This window comes from Mesorhizobium sp. WSM4312 (assembly GCF_002294875.1).
GTDB lineage: Bacteria > Pseudomonadota > Alphaproteobacteria > Rhizobiales > Rhizobiaceae > Mesorhizobium.
Genome location: NZ_NSFU01000036.1, coordinates 19,980 through 36,715, shown reverse-complemented (window position 1 = coordinate 36,715; position 16,736 = coordinate 19,980). Strand labels below are relative to the sequence as shown.

The window sequence follows — 16,736 nt, the reverse complement described above, 5'->3', positions numbered from 1 at the left end:
CAAGGGAATCGCAAAACCGAATTGCAGGAAAACAGCGTCCAAATACCGCTAATCCTGCAATTCCAAAGCCGCTATCCGCCTCAATCAACAGGCCAGATCAATGGCTTGCGGATAGTTCACGGCCGACTCACTATTTCTATGCTGAACAGTCTCGCCTGAGTATATGTTTTAGCTAGTCGCTAATTAGACGGAATTCTGCCAGTCTGCATTCCCCCCTGATCTGATGTAGAGCAGCTTCCAAGTGGGAATTAGCCCCCCATCGACCGGATCGGGCGACACGAACATGCGCTGAAGGCTTGGCGGAACGGCTACTGGGACCATGATGCTACTCGAATGCAAGATAGTGTCAGAACGTCCCGGGAAGGCTGCAGGCAGGGGATGTCAGGTCAATCAGCCTATAGATATGATACCGCCCATTCGCTGAGACTTCACGATGGGCATAGGAGGTGGGAATTCTTGCCTTGAGATGGACGCGGCTGTCGGAGCAGGCGAGCACGGCAGCAGCGATGGCCTGAACCTTCGGGCCGCTGACAAAAACGTTCACCACCGCACGCGAGCCGAACCCGTCGAGATACGTCTCGAAAGCATCGAGGTGGGCCATCAGCCCGAAAGCCTGGATGTCGCGAACTTCGCCATCTTCGAGCCGGTGGGTTTCACGTACCTTGGCCACCTGTTGATCGAGCAAAGCATCGATATGCGCATTCTTGTCGCTTCTTGGGACGAGGAGCGAGATCCGTTCCGGACTGACGATATCGATCAATCCGTAGAATACGTCGGCATCTCCTCCGATCCCCACGAGCAGGACTTTCTCTTCGCCCATTCCTCCGCTGCCTTGAAGATGAGGGACGGTGACGTATCGGTCCAAGCCGCTGGAAAAATCCTCTTTGCCGATCGCGTTCCCGTAGATACCTTCGGCGTACCCGAATTCGAGAGACTGAATCGACATTTTCTTGAATGCCACCGCAATCAGCCATTGGATGTAGATTCGCGGCATCGTCGAGCACTCGACGAAAACCTTCCGCAGGCTTCCTTCGTATGAGCCACATGAAGCGGCCATCTGAGTGAGCAGGTGATCGAGGAGATTGATGTTCTTCTGATACTCGATGGAAGGCTCGAGGGTGATCACAGTCACTTCGACGCCCCATCGGGTACCCATAGCGATGAGCTTTCGCCGGTTTTCTTCGACGGCTGGGACGTTCGCTTCCTTCAGAGCAAAGTCCAGAACCACGATCTTGCCGACCTTCAGGTCAAGATGGTTTTCGAACGCGGCGAAACGCGTTTCCCATCCAAGCGCGACGATCGCGATATCTGCCTCCATCGTTTCGCAGGTACCTGCATCTCTCGCCTTCTCGGTGACGGCCAGATGGCCGAAGACTCGATACTCGACAGTTGAAGCGGTCATTCGAGATCGCTCTCGAAAAGCGAGTGCTGGAATTCGGTCTTGAGTGCGGGCCGCGCGACGAGCTCCTTAAACACCGAGTCGGCCCAGTCTTCTGGGAGCCGATGCCTGGTAAAAAGCAGGTCGACCATCCGCGCCGCAGGGATTGTGTTGATTTCGTACGGGCCGCGATAGGAGAACCCGAAGTAAGGTGCAAATCGCCGATGCAATCTGATCATCATCTCCTTCGATGCGGGGTCGGCGCGGTCCACCTCAAAGTTGCCGGCGGCGGAGACCTCCCGGATAAACCCATCCCTTTCCGCCCGACGCAGGACCTCGTCCAGTTTTCCGCTGGGTTGCTCCAGTCGGTTCACCAGCGAGCGCATTTCCTTTAGATCAACCCTGAAAATGCCTCTCTCTGTCGTTCCTAGAGCATTTTCTTCGGCAAACTCTGTCTGGAGGCGAGCGGTCAGGTAACCCAACGCCCGCACCATGCGCACGCTCTCTTCTTCGTACGGATGTGAAAGCGCCTGAAGTCCATCAAGCTTCCGTTGAGAGGCGGCGTTCACAGCCTGTCTCTGCTGTTCGAGATGAATCTGTAAATCCGAGTTGATGAATTCCACCAGTTTTCGTGGATCACTGGAACTCGGAACACTGCGGCGGAAGATCTCTCCCATTATATCAAGGAAATCGCGTATACAGACGTCGCTCAATGATGTGATGATCTGGTGCCCTACGTACGGGTAGTCATGCAGACGCAGCATCTGGCACGCTTTCAGAAAAGCCCATCCCTGTTTCCGGGCGATCGACCTCTTCAGATTTGAAGCATCCGCCTTGCTCATGGGCCGGCGCTTAATTTCCGGGTTCATGAGCGCGAGCGCCAGCCCTTCGGCATAAGGGCGCGCTTTTCGATCAAGAAGGAATTGCTGCTGATCCGCCGTCCTCAAATTCACGGAGAGGAATTCACGTGCTGCATCAGCAAGTGCCACAAGCTCTTCTCTGCCCTCGGAATGACCCGATATGATAACCCGCTCGATGATGTCATTGACGGAAAGCCGCCCCAGCCGGTTTTTGAGCGAAAACGCGCTGAGCGCATCGTTGCGCTCGAGATCACTCCGCAGATGGTCAGGAAGCGCATAGTACAGCCGAAGCGACGACACGTTCTCGCACAGCGTGGCGAACTCCCTCGGATCGACTGAATCAAGATTCTCGACGTCCCGGTCAGCATTCGAGAGCGACTGGCCGGGTATGATCGTCCGGATCGTGTCGTAGAGGCCGCCGATGTAGGCGAGGACCCATTTCACGTTGCCGCGCGTCTTTCTCACCAAGGTGTTCAGGAACTGCTGTTGGAGCGGTGTCAGTGCTTCACAGTCGTCAATCAGTATCTTGAAGAAGGGCGCCCTGTCACCGGCGAAAGATGGGCCATTTAAAAGTGGAGTGATCGCGGTCGCGACCTTGTTAATGATCGCGCCAGGGTCTGTTGCTCTGAAGCCGGTCGCTCCGGCATCGGCGGCAAAGAAGAACGCGTTGAAGCATTCGTCGACGTACCGGGTTATCCCACCCCGCAGCTCATCGATGCTGAAGAAGTCGAGACGGGCAGGTTGGGGTATGAAGTGCAGCACTTCGCGATGCAGTGCCAGGGCGACGTCCCTATCTTCGGAGGCCCGGTATTTCAAGTGGCCGTCGCGTCTGAGCTGGCCGATGCTCTCGAGCAGGCGTTCGACTATCTTCAGCTCCAGATAGTGAGAGAAGATTACGAATTGCCGCGGGATCACGGCGGCCGTGTCGAAGCGTATCCGCTCCGGAATGAGGTTCAGAACGGCGTTGTCGATTAGGGGCGAGAATGTCTCATTGAGCTGGAAGAAGACGCCATACCAAGCGAGCTTGCCGACTTGGTCCGAGAGACTTTTGTCTTCAAGAATATGGACTGTGGAAAGCGAGCGAAGAATGCTGGTCTTGCCGCTGCCTCTCGTCCCTGCGACGAAGACCGGCTTGGCGGCGGCAGAAATCAACGCCGACTTCTGACTGAACCACAGTATCGGGCGGCTTTCGTACTCGATCCTGTTGGGGCCGAACGGATTCTCCATCGCTATTCGTCCCTTACCTTAATGCGCCAAGCCGAGTTTGCCTTGGTGAGGCCGTCTATCTCGATGAAGCGCGCCGCTTGGAGCATCAGAAGAGAGTCTTCCAGATCTAGCCCGAGCTCGGCGGAGGCAGCAATCTCAGTGATCTCGTCCCAGAAGAGTAACCCATTCCCGCGCCTGGTGGCATGGTCGCGCAGTCGGCGCAGCAGGTCAAACGTGTCGTTGTTCAGAAAGGCCTTGCCGTTGGACATGGTCGAAATAAAGCAATGTTCGCCTTCCATGACCGTCCCGTCGGCGACATTGGTGCGGTAGGGTATAAGTCGGATGCCGACGAGCTCTCCCTGATCGGTCGTGAAGAAGACGAGCTCATTGAAACCTGACTGTATCTCTGGTGCTGAGATGCAGATCAATTTGCCGTCCGGAAACCTTGGATCGTTGACGATCTCGACCGGATCAGCATGTATGTGTCCATGCAGGTAGACGATAGGCTTGTTGCCCTGCAGCAGCTGAGTTCTGACAAATCCGCTGTTGAGCATCTCCGCGTATGGCGTAATGCGCGGAGTCTTTTGTGGCAGCAGATTGTGATGGCCGATTATGATGCCGTAACGCATGTCGGGCTGCTGGAGCAATTCCTGTAGGCCTGCAAGCATCTCACGCGAGATGTATGGCGTGTCCATCTGACCGTAATACTCGTCGTCGGACGCCTCCTTGTCTGGATCGCTGGGAGGTGTCGCGGGCGAATGTCCCGAGATGTCCGGCGAGCCGAGATCTAGAGGCTCTGTAGAAGGACTGAGTGCCTCGAGACGATCACGAAGGAACGCGGGAAGGTTTTGAAGCTCCCAACTGCCTATCGCTGTGTTGACGAGGATGAAGTTTGCGCCTGCGGATCCTGTCGGAAGTCTGAAGTGCACGGGTTGGTCCACGGGAACGGTCTGCCAACCCAAGCGGGCGGCTAAACTCGCCATTTCGCTGAATTTCTCAGTCGGTCCAAGTTCGCGCGCGTCATCACGGTTCACATCGTGATTTCCCGGTACGAATATCAACGGAAGCGCCTTTGAACTGCGTCCCTGTGCGCGGCAGAGCAACGTGAAATGCTGGAATGCCGAAGCAATGAAGGTCTTGTCGCCACGGCTCGTGAAATCCCCCATGAAGGCGATCGAATCCAAGGGCTTCGAAGTCGTCAGCCGCCGAAGTTTCGTCAAGACGGCACGCAGCGAAGACGCGCGTAGCTTCTGCGTTATTTTCGGAGCGAACTTGCTATCCTTGGCATCGATGTTGCTAGAGGAAGGATGCCAGTCCGGATAGTGAATATCGCCTACTTGAAGGATTCGCACCCGCCGCATAACTCGCCCCCCTGCCGAGAGCCATAGACTAATCCGTTCGCTTTTGCCAAGCGCGAACGATCATCCGCAGTGTCCTTAACGAGGTAGCCTGCACTTTTCGAGAATTGCCACGGCGGCTATTTTTCGGCTGTGAAGCACACGAGACCCGTGACGTGAGACCCAGTTGCTCAATGCCCAGTTGCTCAATGAGCTTTCTTACGAATAAGGGAGAATTTCCGCGGCCGGACTATCTCTGAGCGAGCGTGCATGACTGCCAACGGAAGGTCTTGCACGCACCCTTGCGATCTTGAGCAATGGTCGCCATGACTTTCTTCTTGCAGGCTTTTGAGTGGCCCAGCCTGCGATCACCAGACCCCACCGATTCTAAAGAGCGTGGCAGATGGGATAGTCGAGGTTGCCCGTGCACAGTCACGCTCAGGGCTTGCGCCGCCCAGAGGACACGCTGAAAAGGCAGATTGGGGCGCAAGCACGCCATTCACGAGAGGTTCGACATGAAGACCATGCAAGAAAAAGACATTCCGGCATTCGTACAAGCAGTTGTGGACGCCGGCTGCAAAATTTGCGCGATTGGCAACTTGGGATACGTCTTTGGCGATGCTGATTTCACGCCAGCGCAACGGAGGGCCGTCGAGCCACAGCTGCGTAGGATTGCTGAAATCTACGGCGAACGCGATCATCTCATGAACGAGATAGCTGTATATCTGCGGTCGATCGGACGCCATGTCGAGGTTGAGCCGAAGACAGGTATTTCCTGATGGCCGTGATCGCGAGAAGCCGTCTTCCAACCTCTGAATCCTAAAGGAGGTGACCCCCAAGGCCGTTCGTCACCTTCGACCAGAATAACCACATCCGTGACCGCCTGAGCTACTTGGTCGATACGCGCACATGGCCAATACAGTTTCTCCATCCTTCACGAAGCGAATGAGGCTTTGGCCATTCAGCCCCGGTCTACGGGGCGTGACTTGTCCCCGATGCATGCGCGAGCTCTCCGCCCGGCTGGCCGCCGGTCGTCGCCACCGGCCGAAGGCGCCCGAATGCGCTTGACAAGATAGCGTCAGCCCGTTCAACCTAAGGCATTCACCAGGGGAGTCCCGGCAAGGGGCTGAGATACTGCTGGCTTTCGCGGCGCAGTGACCCGTTGAACCTGATCCAGTTCATACTGGCGTAGGGACGGTGCAAGCGCTTTGCGGGAGTTTACGCCCGAGGTCCTGTTGCAGCAGGTCTACAGAAGCGTCTTTTCATCCTTCCGGCACAGAACTGGGTCTCCAATGCATGAGCAAAGGAGCCTCACGATGAATGCCCTCACCCCCGCCGTATCGACGGGACCACTGCCCGCCTCGCGGAAAATCCACAAGCCCGGCGTCCTCTACCCGCAGATCAGGGTGCCGATGCGCGAGATTTCCGTCCATCCGACGGCCGGCGAACCGCCCGTCACCGTCTACGATCCGTCCGGCCCCTACACCGATCCATCAGTCGAAACCAGCATCGAAAAAGGCCTTGCCCGGCTTCGCCACGAATGGGTCACGGCGCGTGGCGATGTCGAAGCCTATGACGGCCGCCACGTCCGGCCGGAAGACAATGGATTCGCCACCGGCGAGCGCCTGACACCGGAATTTCCGATACGCAATCGGCCGCTCAAGGCCAAGCAGGGCAAGGCGGTGACCCAACTTGCCTATGCGCGCGCCGGCATCATCACGCCAGAAATGGAGTTCGTAGCCATCCGCGAGAATCTCGGCCGCGAGGTGATGCGCGGCAAGCTGCAACGCGACGGCGAAGCCTTCGGCGCGGCGATCCCAGATTTCGTCACACCCGAATTCGTGCGCGACGAGGTGGCGCGCGGGCGCGCAATCATTCCCGCCAACATCAATCATCCCGAGAGCGAGCCGATGATCATCGGTCGCAATTTTCTGGTCAAGATCAACGCCAACATCGGTAACTCGGCTGTCACATCGTCGATGGCCGAAGAGGTCGAAAAAATGGTCTGGGCTATCCGCTGGGGCGCGGACACGGTGATGGACCTGTCGACCGGCCGCAACATCCACAACATCCGCGACTGGATCGTGCGCAATGCGCCGGTGCCGATCGGTACGGTGCCGCTCTATCAGGCGCTGGAAAAGGTCAACGGCATCGCCGAGGATCTGAACTGGGAGGTCTACCGCGACACGCTGATCGAGCAGGCCGAGCAAGGCGTCGACTATTTCACCATCCACGCCGGCGTGCGGCTGCACTACATCCCGCTGACCGTCGACCGGGTCACGGGCATCGTCTCGCGCGGCGGCTCGATCATGGCCAAATGGTGCCTGCACCATCACCGGGAGAGCTTCCTCTACGAGCATTTCGAGGAGATCTGCGACATCGCCAGAGCCTATGACGTCTCCTTCTCGCTCGGCGACGGCCTTCGTCCCGGTTCAATCGCCGATGCGAACGACGCGGCGCAATTCGCCGAACTGGAAACACTTGGAGAACTCACCAAGATTGCCTGGGCAAAGGACTGCCAGGTGATGATCGAAGGCCCGGGCCATGTCCCCATGCACAAGATCAAGCAGAACATGGACAAGCAGCTCGCAGTGTGCGGTGAGGCGCCGTTCTACACGTTGGGGCCGCTGACGACCGACATCGCGCCGGGCTATGACCACATCACCTCAGGGATAGGTGCCGCCATGATAGGCTGGTTCGGCACCGCAATGCTTTGCTACGTCACGCCGAAAGAGCATCTCGGCCTTCCCGACCGCAACGACGTCAAGATTGGCGTGATCACCTACAAGATAGCCGCCCATGCAGCCGATCTGGCGAAGGGCCATCCGGCAGCGAAAACCAGGGATGATGCCCTTTCGCGCGCGCGCTTCGAGTTCCGCTGGGAGGACCAGTTCAACCTGTCGCTCGACCCCGAAACCGCACGGTCCTTCCACGACCAGACCTTGCCCAAGGAGGCGCACAAGCTGGCACATTTTTGTTCGATGTGCGGGCCGAAATTCTGCTCCATGCGCATTTCCCACGACATCCGTGCCGAGGCCCAGAAGGAAGGCATGGCGGCAATGGCGGCAAAATACCGGGAGGGCGGCGATCTCTACATGCAGGCGGACGAGACTGGCGTACCGGTCGTGCCAGAGGCTCCCAAACCATCATGAGGGTGCTCGTCAAAGGGGCCGGCGTTGCCGGCCTCACCGTCGCTTTCGAACTCGCCGCCCGCGGCGCGACGGTCACCGTCGCCGAGATGCGGCATGGCCTTGGTGGCAACGCGTCGTGGTTCGCCGGCGGCATGCTGGCGCCATGGTGCGAGCGCGAAAGCGCGGAGCAGCCGGTGCTGGATCTCGGACGCGATGCTGCCGACTGGTGGGATGCGGTGCTGTCGGGTCAGGTGACACGGGCCGGGACATTGGTCGTGGCCGCGCCGCGTGATGCCGGTGAGCTTGACCGGTTCGCCAGTCGCACGTCAGGGCATCGGCGCGTCGATGAAAACGAAATTGCGCTCCTGGAACCCGACCTCGCCGGCCGCTTCCGGCGTGGATTGCTCTTCCCCGACGAGGCTCACCTCGACCCACGCCCGGCGATGGCGGCACTTCATGACAAGCTTGCGACCATGGGTGTCAAATTCCACTTCGGCTGCGACGCCCGGCCTGTTTCGGGATTCGCCCGTCAGATAGACTGCATGGGAATGGCAGCGGCCGATGACAGGCTGCGCGGTGTTCGCGGCGAAATGCTGATCCTTCGCACGCCTGATGTCTCGCTGTCGCGGCCGGTCCGTTTGCTTCATCCACGCTTTCCGCTTTATGCCGTGCCGCGCACCGATCACCGTTTCATGATCGGAGCGACGATGATTGAAAGCCAGAGCGCCGGACCGGTGACGGCGCGTTCCATGATGGAGCTGCTGGGCGCCGCCCATGCCCTCCATCCGGCCTTTGGTGAGGCCGAGATCGTTGAAACCGGTGTGGGTGTCCGTCCGGCATTTCCCGACAATTTGCCACGCGTCGAAACAGACGGTGAGATCATCGCGATCAACGGTCTTTATCGTCACGGTTTTCTCCTCGCCCCCGCCATGGCGCGCCAGGCTGCCGACCTGGTTTTCAGTCAAGACAGAACCAAGGAGCATGCTCATGAAACTGATGGTCAACGGCGAGGCGCGTGAGATTGCCGCCACCACGCTGGCCGAGTTGCTTGCCGCGCTCGACTATGAGGGCGATTGGCTCGCCACCGCCGTCAACAGCGACCTCGTGCACAAAGCCAACCGCGCGGAGTTCCAGTTGAGCGACGGCGACCGGATCGAAATCCTCTCGCCCATGCAGGGCGGCTAGCATGTTGGAGCTTTATGGAACCGAGCTTTCGTCGCGCCTGCTTCTCGGCACGGCTCAGTATCCTTCGCCGGCCATCCTTGCCGATGCAGTCAAGGCATCGGGCACGTCGGTGGTGACCGTCTCGTTGCGGCGTGAGATGGCGGGCGGTAGGGCCGGCGAACAATTCTGGTCGTTGATCCGCTCGCTGGGCGCCAGAACCCTGCCCAATACCGCCGGCTGCCTCTCCGTCAAGGAAGCCGTCACCACCGCGAAAATGGCGCGCGAGGTCTTCGGCACCAACTGGATCAAGCTCGAAGTGATCGGCAATCACGACACGCTACAGCCGGATGTGTTCGGTCTGGTTGAAGCCGCCCGCATCCTGTGCGAGGACGGCTTTGCGGTATTCCCCTATACCACCGACGATCTCGTTGTCGCCGAGCGGCTGCTGGAAGCGGGCTGCAAGGTCCTGATGCCGTGGTGCGCACCGATCGGTTCCGCCTTGGGACCGGTCAACATGACGGCGCTGCGCTCGATGCGCGGATATTTCCCTGGCGTCCCGCTGATTGTGGATGCGGGGCTCGGACGGCCGTCGCACGCGGCCACCGTCATGGAACTCGGCTTTGACGCCGTGCTCCTGAACACAGCGGTCGCCAAGGCGGCAGATCCGGTCGGCATGGCGCGTGCTTTCGGTAAGGCGGTCGACGCCGGTCGTGAGGCGTTCAGTTCGGGAATGCTCGAACCGCGCGACGTCGCCGTGCCATCGACACCGATGGTCGGCAGGGCCGTTTTTTCATGAAGCTCGATCCCTTCTACCTGATCGTCGACAGCGCCGCCTGGATCGAAAGGTTGGCGCCGCTCGGCGTCAAGCTGATTCAGCTTCGCATCAAAACCATGGATGAAACCGGGCTGCGCGCGGAGATCCGCAAGTCGAAGGCCTGGTGTGTCCAACACAAAAGCCAGCTCATCATCAATGATTATTGGCGCCTGGCAATCGAGGAAGGCTGCGATTTCGTGCATCTGGGCCAGGAGGATTTGCAAACGGCCGACCTCTCGAGGATACGGGCAGCGGGCGTCAGGCTCGGATTGAGCACGCATGATCATGTCGAGCTGGAAACGGCCATGTTTGCCGAGCCCGACTATGTCGCGCTCGGTCCGATCTATCCCACCACTTTGAAGAAAATGAAGTGGGCACCGCAAGGGCTAGAGCGGATCAGCGAGTGGAAGCGGCGGGTGGCGCCGATCCCATTGGTCGCCATCGGCGGCCTCAACCCCGACCGCCTCGACGGCGTCTTTGAGGCCGGCGCCAACAGCGCCGCAGTGGTCACGGACATCACGTTGAGCTTCGACCCCGAAGCGCGCACGCGAGAATGGATCGAAAAGACGGACCGATGGCGATGAGACGAGAACCGCATGTGCTTGTCGTTGGCGGATCAGATTCCAGCGGGGGTGCTGGAATAGCACGCGACATCGAGACGATCTCTGCCGTTGGCGTGCGCACCTGTCTCGCCGTCACAGCGCTAACGGTGCAAACGCACGACGCCGTGATCGAAATCCATCATTCGCCACCCAGCATGGTGGCCAATCAGATGTGTGCCGCGCTACAGGCCAACGACGTAGCCACAATCAAGATCGGCATGCTGGCGACTGCCAAGATCATTGTTGCCGTTGCCGCAGTGCTGCGCAAATTTCCGCAAGTGCCGGCAGTACTCGACCCTGTGCTGGCCTCCACCTCAGGCCGCGCACTTCTGGAAGCAGGCGCTATCGCTGCCATGAAGCGCGATTTGATGCCGCTTTGCTGCATTGTCACGCCCAACCTTCCTGAACTGGCGCTCCTTACTGGTTCCGAACCGGCTTCGGATGAGGACGGTGCGCTCCAACAAGGACAAAGACTGCAGGCCGTCGGCCCTCAGGCCCTGCTGATCAAGGGTGGGCACGCGTCGGGTCCCCGATCGGCCGATATTCTGTTACGCTCCGATCATGAACCCATCCACTTCGACACGCCGCGCCTTGCTATATCGATGCGCGGAACAGGTTGCATGCTGGCCAGCGCGATTGCGGCGCATCTGGCGAAGGCGAAGTCGCTCGAAGATAGCGTGCGCGAAGGCAAGCTGTTTGTGTTCGAGAAGCTTCAGAAATGCCGGCTGAATAATCACAACGTTCTGCGTCCAGCCAAGCAGACCCATTTTCCAGAATTTTTCCAGTAGCGAGACTGGAGGGCTACTGCTTCTCTATGCCATCCTTACAACGCGTTGAGTTCCACTGTGCCGTCCAGAATTATCTGTCGTTGTCCAGAATTAAGCCGGGCTTAGAACTGAAACGAACCCGCCGAAAGGTACGAGCGGCCCTCACTCGATAAGGGTTACCAAACCTATTCCTGTGGGCTACCAATCCGCGTGGTGGGTGGCCTTAGGTTACCAATCAGTGTGGCGTCCGGAATTATCTGCCTCTCTCCGGAATTAAGCCGAGATTAGAAGATCGGTGCGGTATTGCGCCCGGTCAAACCGTGTCGATTTGCGGCGTAGCCGACGTGTCTCACGCTTGGCGGCGTCGCACGCTGGTCCCGATTGTCGCCCGAATATCTGCCTACCGGCGACAGTGAATGCGCCAAGCTAGACCTTCGTCGATAGGGCGGCTCCGGTTTACCAATCCTGTCGTCCTAGGTTGACCAATCCGTTGTCGACCGTGAGCGGGTTTACCAATAAGGGCGGCTATATTCTGCGCAAACCCAATCACCTGATGCCAATCCAGAATTAATCGTCATTAAGGGCATTGGTAAACTCAGTCTGAAACCCCACCCTTAGCCAGAAAACTCTCCTGTTTTCAATCGCATAGCCCGCCCGCCAGCAACCGATAATTCGGGACCGGTAAACCCGTGAAAGGCCCAATAATTCCGGACGTCACACCAGTCTGCCCTTTTATGCGACTTTTCGAGCACAGACCGGGAACATCTGACCGTTTCCATTCATCGCCCAAGGCCGGTTTAGCGCTGGAAAAGCCAAAGTGCGGGAGTAAGAATGGCCGCAACGGGGCCGGAAGCCGTCGGTCAGCTTTCGGGGAGTGATCCCGGTAAGTTCGCAACTCATTCGCTTCTTTTCTGCAGTCCCCGCCATTACGAGTTGGCGGTGTCGGTCGCCGAGGGGATCAACGCCATTACTGCGGCTAGTTCGGCCCTCCGGACGAGGAATGGCATGCGCGTCGTCCCATAGTGCTTGGCAAGATGGAAGCGGTGCATGCCTCCTACGATGTGAACTTGGCCTTGGTACTCGCCGAGCAAAGGCGGTGTGACACCGCGGCCATGCAGCCATCGGTAGGCGATCCCACAGCTCTTGCTCTTGTAACGTTGATGCCAAGGACCCTTGTCCCTGCTGGCGGCGTAGGTAAGCCTGCCGCCAACGTCAGTGACATCAGCGTCGATAAGAATGAAATCCGTCGAAGCGTGGTCGCTGGGATCATCGCCGTCGAACGCGAGATAGAAGTTTGCAGGATCGCAGTCCCATATCGCAGTCAGTGCAACCGGAATGTTCTTTCTTCCTTTGCACCAGATGTCGACCTTGCGTTTCTCCTGAGCGCGGGCGACCTCGAAGGCTTCGTCTAGTTTTCCTTCCGCGACATCCATGGCTGTGATGACGTTCAAGCCAAGGGCCGTCAGACGGTTGATCTCGTCCACGTTCGCCATGCCTTCTCCTCTGGCAGCAGATTATTATCCACCGTTGGAAGATGCGGCGGCAATCCAAGCCTGAGGCACGAGGGCCTGTCCACGCCATTCCTCAATCAACTTGACTCCGGGAAGCTTGCCCCAGACGTCCTCATCTGCATGATCCAGCACGATGATCTGGAGGCGACCTTTCGCGGCCATGACCTCAGCGCCTAGGAGCGCAAAGACCTTCCTGACGGCGACCACGTCCTGATCCCTCCACGCGATGAGGTCGGGGCCCTCGTCGCCCGCCGCCCGCTTAGGAAAATAGACTTGGCTAGGTTGGTCGAAGATCAGCTGACCAGGGACTGGGTGATGAGGTTCGGCCAGGAAGTAGTGCTGCAGCGCAAGCATTAGTGCGACGTGATACGCGAGCCAATTGGCGCCGCTGCCAATCTCCCACAGGTAGTCCTCACGCGTTCCCCTAGTCACCTTGACGGTCAGGTCTTCAATCAACAGCCTAATCGGGGCCTCGGGCCACTCCGCGTCAAGCTGCGGAATCAGCCGATTGGCATGATGGGAGACTTGGTGCAACGCGTTGAATAGCTTGCGCTGGATGTCGGCCTCGGAGATCGTCTTTTGCAGCGTTGCAATATCGGCCTGCAGCGAGGTGAGTTCCTGCCGCAAATCCGACGACTGGTCGGCGCGGTCGTAGACGTGCAACGCCTGCTCCAATCGACCGAGGAAGCGCTCAAGCCTATCGAAGCGATTGGCCTCGTCTCGGGCGACGTCAGAGTCCCGTTCCAGCACCGCTATCTCGCTACGGACATCGTTCAACTCAGATAGGACCGCTTCAGCGGCGCCGCGCTGGCGCAGGATTTCCTTGTCAAGCGTGTTAGACATCGCAGGGTGGGTCCGCAGTCGGATCTCCAGACCGCCGAGGTTGTCGCAAAGGGCCAAGACCTTCTCGCGGCCGCCGTCCCCGAGTGCGACCAACGGATCGGCGAACTCGTCGGCCAAGTCCCTCAGCCACGTGGAAAGGTCCAAGCGGTCACGTTGGATGCGCATGGCGTCGCCGTACGCCTCGCTGCTCTCCACCAGACGGCGCAGTTCGTTCAGGCGCTGACGATGCTCGGTAAGTCGCGCGGCGATTTCAGTTTCCGACGCACGAAGGGTTTCCAGACGCGTCAGCACCACATCGATGCCGGCCAGGCTTGGTCGAGCAAGACTTGAGTTGCTGTTCGACACGCGCCGAAGCAGGTCAACAACGTCACTCCAGTCCTTCGGCACTTCAGTGGAGGAATCGACTAGGCCAAGTTCGACTGCCTGACGCAGCCACGCCTCCGCCTCCGCCCGCCAAGCGCCAGTTGCCGACACGATCGCGCGTAGCTCAGCCTCCTTCCGGCGGAGGTTGCGCTGGAGCCGATCGATCTCAAACCGCGCCTGGAGAATCTTTGCCGTGACCGCGCCCAGAACGTACGGGAAGATGGTCTTTAGCTTCTCCCGGTGTTCCGTCGTATCGGCCTTGAAAAACATCACGTCGGGATTGGCGATCACGTTCTGAGGTTGGAACGTGAAGGCCATGAGGTCGCGGAAGCTTGGCCTTTGCTTGAATCCATTCTCTGTACCTGGTTCGAAGTCGAGGTCAGTCAGTCCTGCCAGGCGGTTCATCGCGCGCTTGACCGTGTCGACATTGGTGGTCTTGTCGGTGATCGTCTCCGGAATTTCGACCTGTGCGCCCTCCAGCAGCACCATGTCGCCTGTGCTCTGTTGGTCCCCCGGTTCGCGTCGCGCCAAGAGCTTTTCGCCCTCCAGCGTCTCGATCAGAATGCCGAACCAGCTGCAGTTCTCGCGGATTACGCCCACCGGAATCGCGCATTTCTCCGAGCCCAGACAGTAATCAACAATAGGGATAACGGCGGACTTCCCGGTCTTCGACGCGCCGCTGATGACGTTGACGACACCGGGCTCGAACTTGACGACCCGCGGCGCTGCACCATTGCGGGGCCAAAGGATCAGTTTTCGAAGCTGGAAATACATCTAGAACTCCACCCGTAACAGGTTGGCCACCTGCGCGGTCCCCAGGTTCGAAAACCAGAAACCCAATTTCTCCGAGGCAGGTCCGAGGTGCTTGACGCGCTCTGGAAGGACGAGCCTCCTCGGTTTCGGTTCTGGTACGTTTGCTCTTAAAGTAGCATCCTTGTAATCCACGGACAGCAGCCGCCCGCTCACACCGACAGCGGCCGATTGCAATGTCAGAGTACGCAGCAGCAGCGCTCGCTCGTGGACGGCGAGGAGTTGTTCCCGTTCCTTCCCGAGCTTGGCCGCGAAGAGCGCCAGTCCAGAGGGTCGGTTTGTCGAAGTCACGATTTCGAGCGTTGCGCGATGCAGGACGATTGGCAGCACGAGAAACGCCAAGGCGAACGGCGCTGGACGTTCGTCCTCAGCCTGGAAACCTTGGCCAAATTGCCACAATGCGAAAGCCCCAAGTCCTGGATTCTGGACAAGGGCGAGGTCGCTGAGCGGTAGGTGCGATCGGCCAGCCTCAATCAAGTCGCTGGCTCCAAAAGAGTCTGGTAGTCGGGATGCCAGCCGAGGCGCAGGCCGTGGGCAAGGGCGTTGAATGATCCGTGGACGAAATGACCGGGGACGACTCGACCATCGAGTGGAGGCTGCAACTGCGCGCAGCGCCTGTAAACTATTCTACCACGAACCGTTGCGGGGTGTCCGGCCTGTATGTCGTGCACCTCTGCACTGACGTGCTCATAGCGACCGACAAGATCATCGTCCCAGTCACTTAGGTTCTTCTCAAAGATTAGCCCGCTTTCGCCCCAGATCGAGATGTCGGCGAGCGTCCTAAGGTAATCGCTAACAGCCCGGACGCACGCTTCGTCTCCCACCTCGATCAGCTCGAGTTGGCGGACGAAGGCGGGACGGTCGGCGATCAATTGTTCGATGGCCTCGACAGGCGGTTGCTTGGTGAAAGACGACAGCAGCCCTGGAAGGTTGTTCTTCTGAACAAATGCTCTTTGCTCGGCCTGAAACGCGTCCACGTCCAAGATGGCGGGCTTGCCAGCTCTAATCAGCCTGTCCGCCGCCTCCTTCGCAGCGCCGATCGCGCGTTCGCACACTAGGTCGATGATGAGCGGAGAGACCGTCGGCTTGAAGATCGCGCGTATCGGATCGACGGGATCTGCATCGACGCTGATAACGGCGAGATTCTTGACCAAGGCGGCGCAATGAGCCGCATCAGCGTTCAGGAAAGCTTGGACGTCGGCGTCGCATGCCGGTGCAGCTTTCAGCTTGCTGTGGGCTTTGGCGAGGTTAGCGACCAGCGCCTCCACGTCGGCATCTGTTTTCGCGTCGTTCAGCGCGATCGCGAAGGCACCCGCCTTCACCGGTGTGACATATAGCCGGAAATGGCTGGTCGCCGGGTCGATCTCTCCCGCCGCCATGAAGCTGAGCCAGTTGGCCAGAGACTTCCACAGGTCCGCAGCCCAGTCGGATATCGGATTTTGCTTCAGTGCGCTCTTGCTTTGCTCAAGAACGACTTCGCCGCCGACCAGGTGAACCGCCACATCGTCTAAATGTTCAAGAGAGACCAAGGCGCCGCTAGGCGCGTTGAGCAGGTGAAAGCAAAGGCGTACAGGTTGAAGCGCATAGCCGAGGTATTGGCCAGCGGCGCTGTGTTTTCCCGTTTGCGTCTTCGCGTTCATTGCCCATCCCGTTCTCCCGAGTCGCACCGGAAGAAGCCAGTAACGATATTGGTATAGTTCGCCGTTGTTTACAATTGGCGCCCCGGCGATAGGACGGCTAGGCGCGATACAATTGCTGTTTAGGGCCAGCTCTCGAAGTCCAGATTCGGCAGGACAATGAATTTGCAGGACGTCCATTATGGGCACATCGGGGCCGTCTATGGCTCGGGCGATATGTCCGCTTTTGGACGAACGCGAAGTTTGCCGGAACGTCTGACTTTGGGCGCATACTTGCCGTCAAATTCGGCGTCCTTCACTGGTTCGTTCACGT

Annotated in this window: 14 protein-coding genes and 1 riboswitch; of the genes, 7 read left to right on the top strand and 7 right to left on the bottom strand. The window is 58.9% G+C overall.

What is annotated here, in order from left to right; genetic code table 11:
* Positions 1–346: 346 nt before the first annotated feature.
* From CK228_RS33580 to CK228_RS33570, 3 genes are read right to left on the bottom strand one after another with little or no spacing between them, the layout of a single operon-like run.
* The gene (locus tag CK228_RS33580; protein WP_063169411.1) at positions 347–1,402 is read right to left on the bottom strand and encodes a hypothetical protein; all 1,056 of its coding nucleotides are present in this window, start codon (positions 1,400–1,402) and stop codon (positions 347–349) included.
* A complete protein-coding gene (locus CK228_RS33575) occupies positions 1,399–3,465 on the bottom strand; it encodes a hypothetical protein (protein WP_063169412.1) in 2,067 nt (688 codons plus the stop codon). Before CK228_RS33575 ends, CK228_RS33580 begins: the two co-directional genes overlap by 4 nt.
* Before the next feature lie 2 nt (positions 3,466–3,467).
* On the bottom strand, positions 3,468–4,805 hold the full coding sequence (locus tag CK228_RS33570; RefSeq protein WP_063169413.1) for a metallophosphoesterase: 1,338 nt from the start codon (positions 4,803–4,805) through the stop codon (positions 3,468–3,470).
* Positions 4,806–5,296: 491 nt separating this feature from the next.
* Between CK228_RS33570 and CK228_RS33565 the strand changes: the two genes are divergently transcribed.
* The 7 genes from CK228_RS33565 to CK228_RS33535 all read left to right on the top strand — a co-directional run bounded on the left by CK228_RS33565 (position 5,297) and on the right by CK228_RS33535 (position 11,280).
* On the top strand, positions 5,297–5,560 hold the full coding sequence (locus tag CK228_RS33565) for a hypothetical protein (protein WP_082826710.1): 264 nt from the start codon (positions 5,297–5,299) through the stop codon (positions 5,558–5,560).
* A 317-nt stretch (positions 5,561–5,877) separates the two neighbouring features.
* Positions 5,878–5,994: riboswitch (TPP riboswitch) on the top strand.
* Between the two features lie 103 nt (positions 5,995–6,097).
* On the top strand, positions 6,098–7,933 hold the full coding sequence (gene thiC / locus CK228_RS33560; RefSeq protein ID WP_063169414.1) for a phosphomethylpyrimidine synthase ThiC: 1,836 nt from the start codon (positions 6,098–6,100) through the stop codon (positions 7,931–7,933).
* Positions 7,930–8,931: a glycine oxidase ThiO gene (thiO, locus tag CK228_RS33555; RefSeq protein ID WP_063169415.1), complete on the top strand. Its 1,002-nt coding sequence runs from the start codon at positions 7,930–7,932 to the stop codon at positions 8,929–8,931. Before thiC ends, thiO begins: the two co-directional genes overlap by 4 nt.
* Positions 8,900–9,097 (top strand): sulfur carrier protein ThiS, encoded by a 198-nt coding sequence (thiS, locus tag CK228_RS33550; RefSeq protein ID WP_024504260.1) that lies wholly within the window; start codon positions 8,900–8,902, stop codon positions 9,095–9,097. The genes thiO and thiS overlap by 32 nt, the downstream gene beginning before the upstream one ends.
* 1 nt (position 9,098) lies before the next feature.
* Entirely contained in the window at positions 9,099–9,872 is a 774-nt protein-coding gene (locus tag CK228_RS33545) for a thiazole synthase (protein ID WP_024504259.1), read from the top strand.
* Positions 9,869–10,474: a thiamine phosphate synthase gene (locus CK228_RS33540; RefSeq protein ID WP_063169416.1), complete on the top strand. Its 606-nt coding sequence runs from the start codon at positions 9,869–9,871 to the stop codon at positions 10,472–10,474. The genes CK228_RS33545 and CK228_RS33540 overlap by 4 nt, the downstream gene beginning before the upstream one ends.
* Positions 10,465–11,280 carry a hydroxymethylpyrimidine/phosphomethylpyrimidine kinase gene (locus CK228_RS33535; protein ID WP_063169417.1) on the top strand — a complete coding sequence of 272 codons (816 nt, stop codon included), beginning with the start codon at positions 10,465–10,467 and terminating at the stop codon, positions 11,278–11,280. The genes CK228_RS33540 and CK228_RS33535 overlap by 10 nt, the downstream gene beginning before the upstream one ends.
* A 905-nt stretch (positions 11,281–12,185) precedes the next feature.
* Here CK228_RS33535 and CK228_RS33530 read toward each other — a convergent pair.
* Genes CK228_RS33530 through CK228_RS33515 form a run of 4 tightly spaced genes read right to left on the bottom strand, consistent with a single transcriptional unit; the run spans position 12,186 to position 16,426 of the window.
* Positions 12,186–12,752: a hypothetical protein gene (locus tag CK228_RS33530; RefSeq protein ID WP_063169418.1), complete on the bottom strand. Its 567-nt coding sequence runs from the start codon at positions 12,750–12,752 to the stop codon at positions 12,186–12,188.
* A 24-nt stretch (positions 12,753–12,776) separates the two neighbouring features.
* Positions 12,777–14,750 carry a DUF3732 domain-containing protein gene (locus CK228_RS33525; protein ID WP_063169419.1) on the bottom strand — a complete coding sequence of 658 codons (1,974 nt, stop codon included), beginning with the start codon at positions 14,748–14,750 and terminating at the stop codon, positions 12,777–12,779.
* Positions 14,751–15,263, bottom strand: coding sequence for a three component ABC system middle component (locus CK228_RS33520; protein ID WP_063169420.1), 513 nt, complete (start codon positions 15,261–15,263; stop codon positions 14,751–14,753). It lies immediately after the preceding gene.
* Complete coding sequence (locus CK228_RS33515) at positions 15,260–16,426, bottom strand: ABC-three component system protein (protein WP_063169421.1); 1,167 nt, start codon at positions 16,424–16,426, stop codon at positions 15,260–15,262. The genes CK228_RS33520 and CK228_RS33515 overlap by 4 nt, the downstream gene beginning before the upstream one ends.
* Positions 16,427–16,736: the final 310 nt, after the last annotated feature.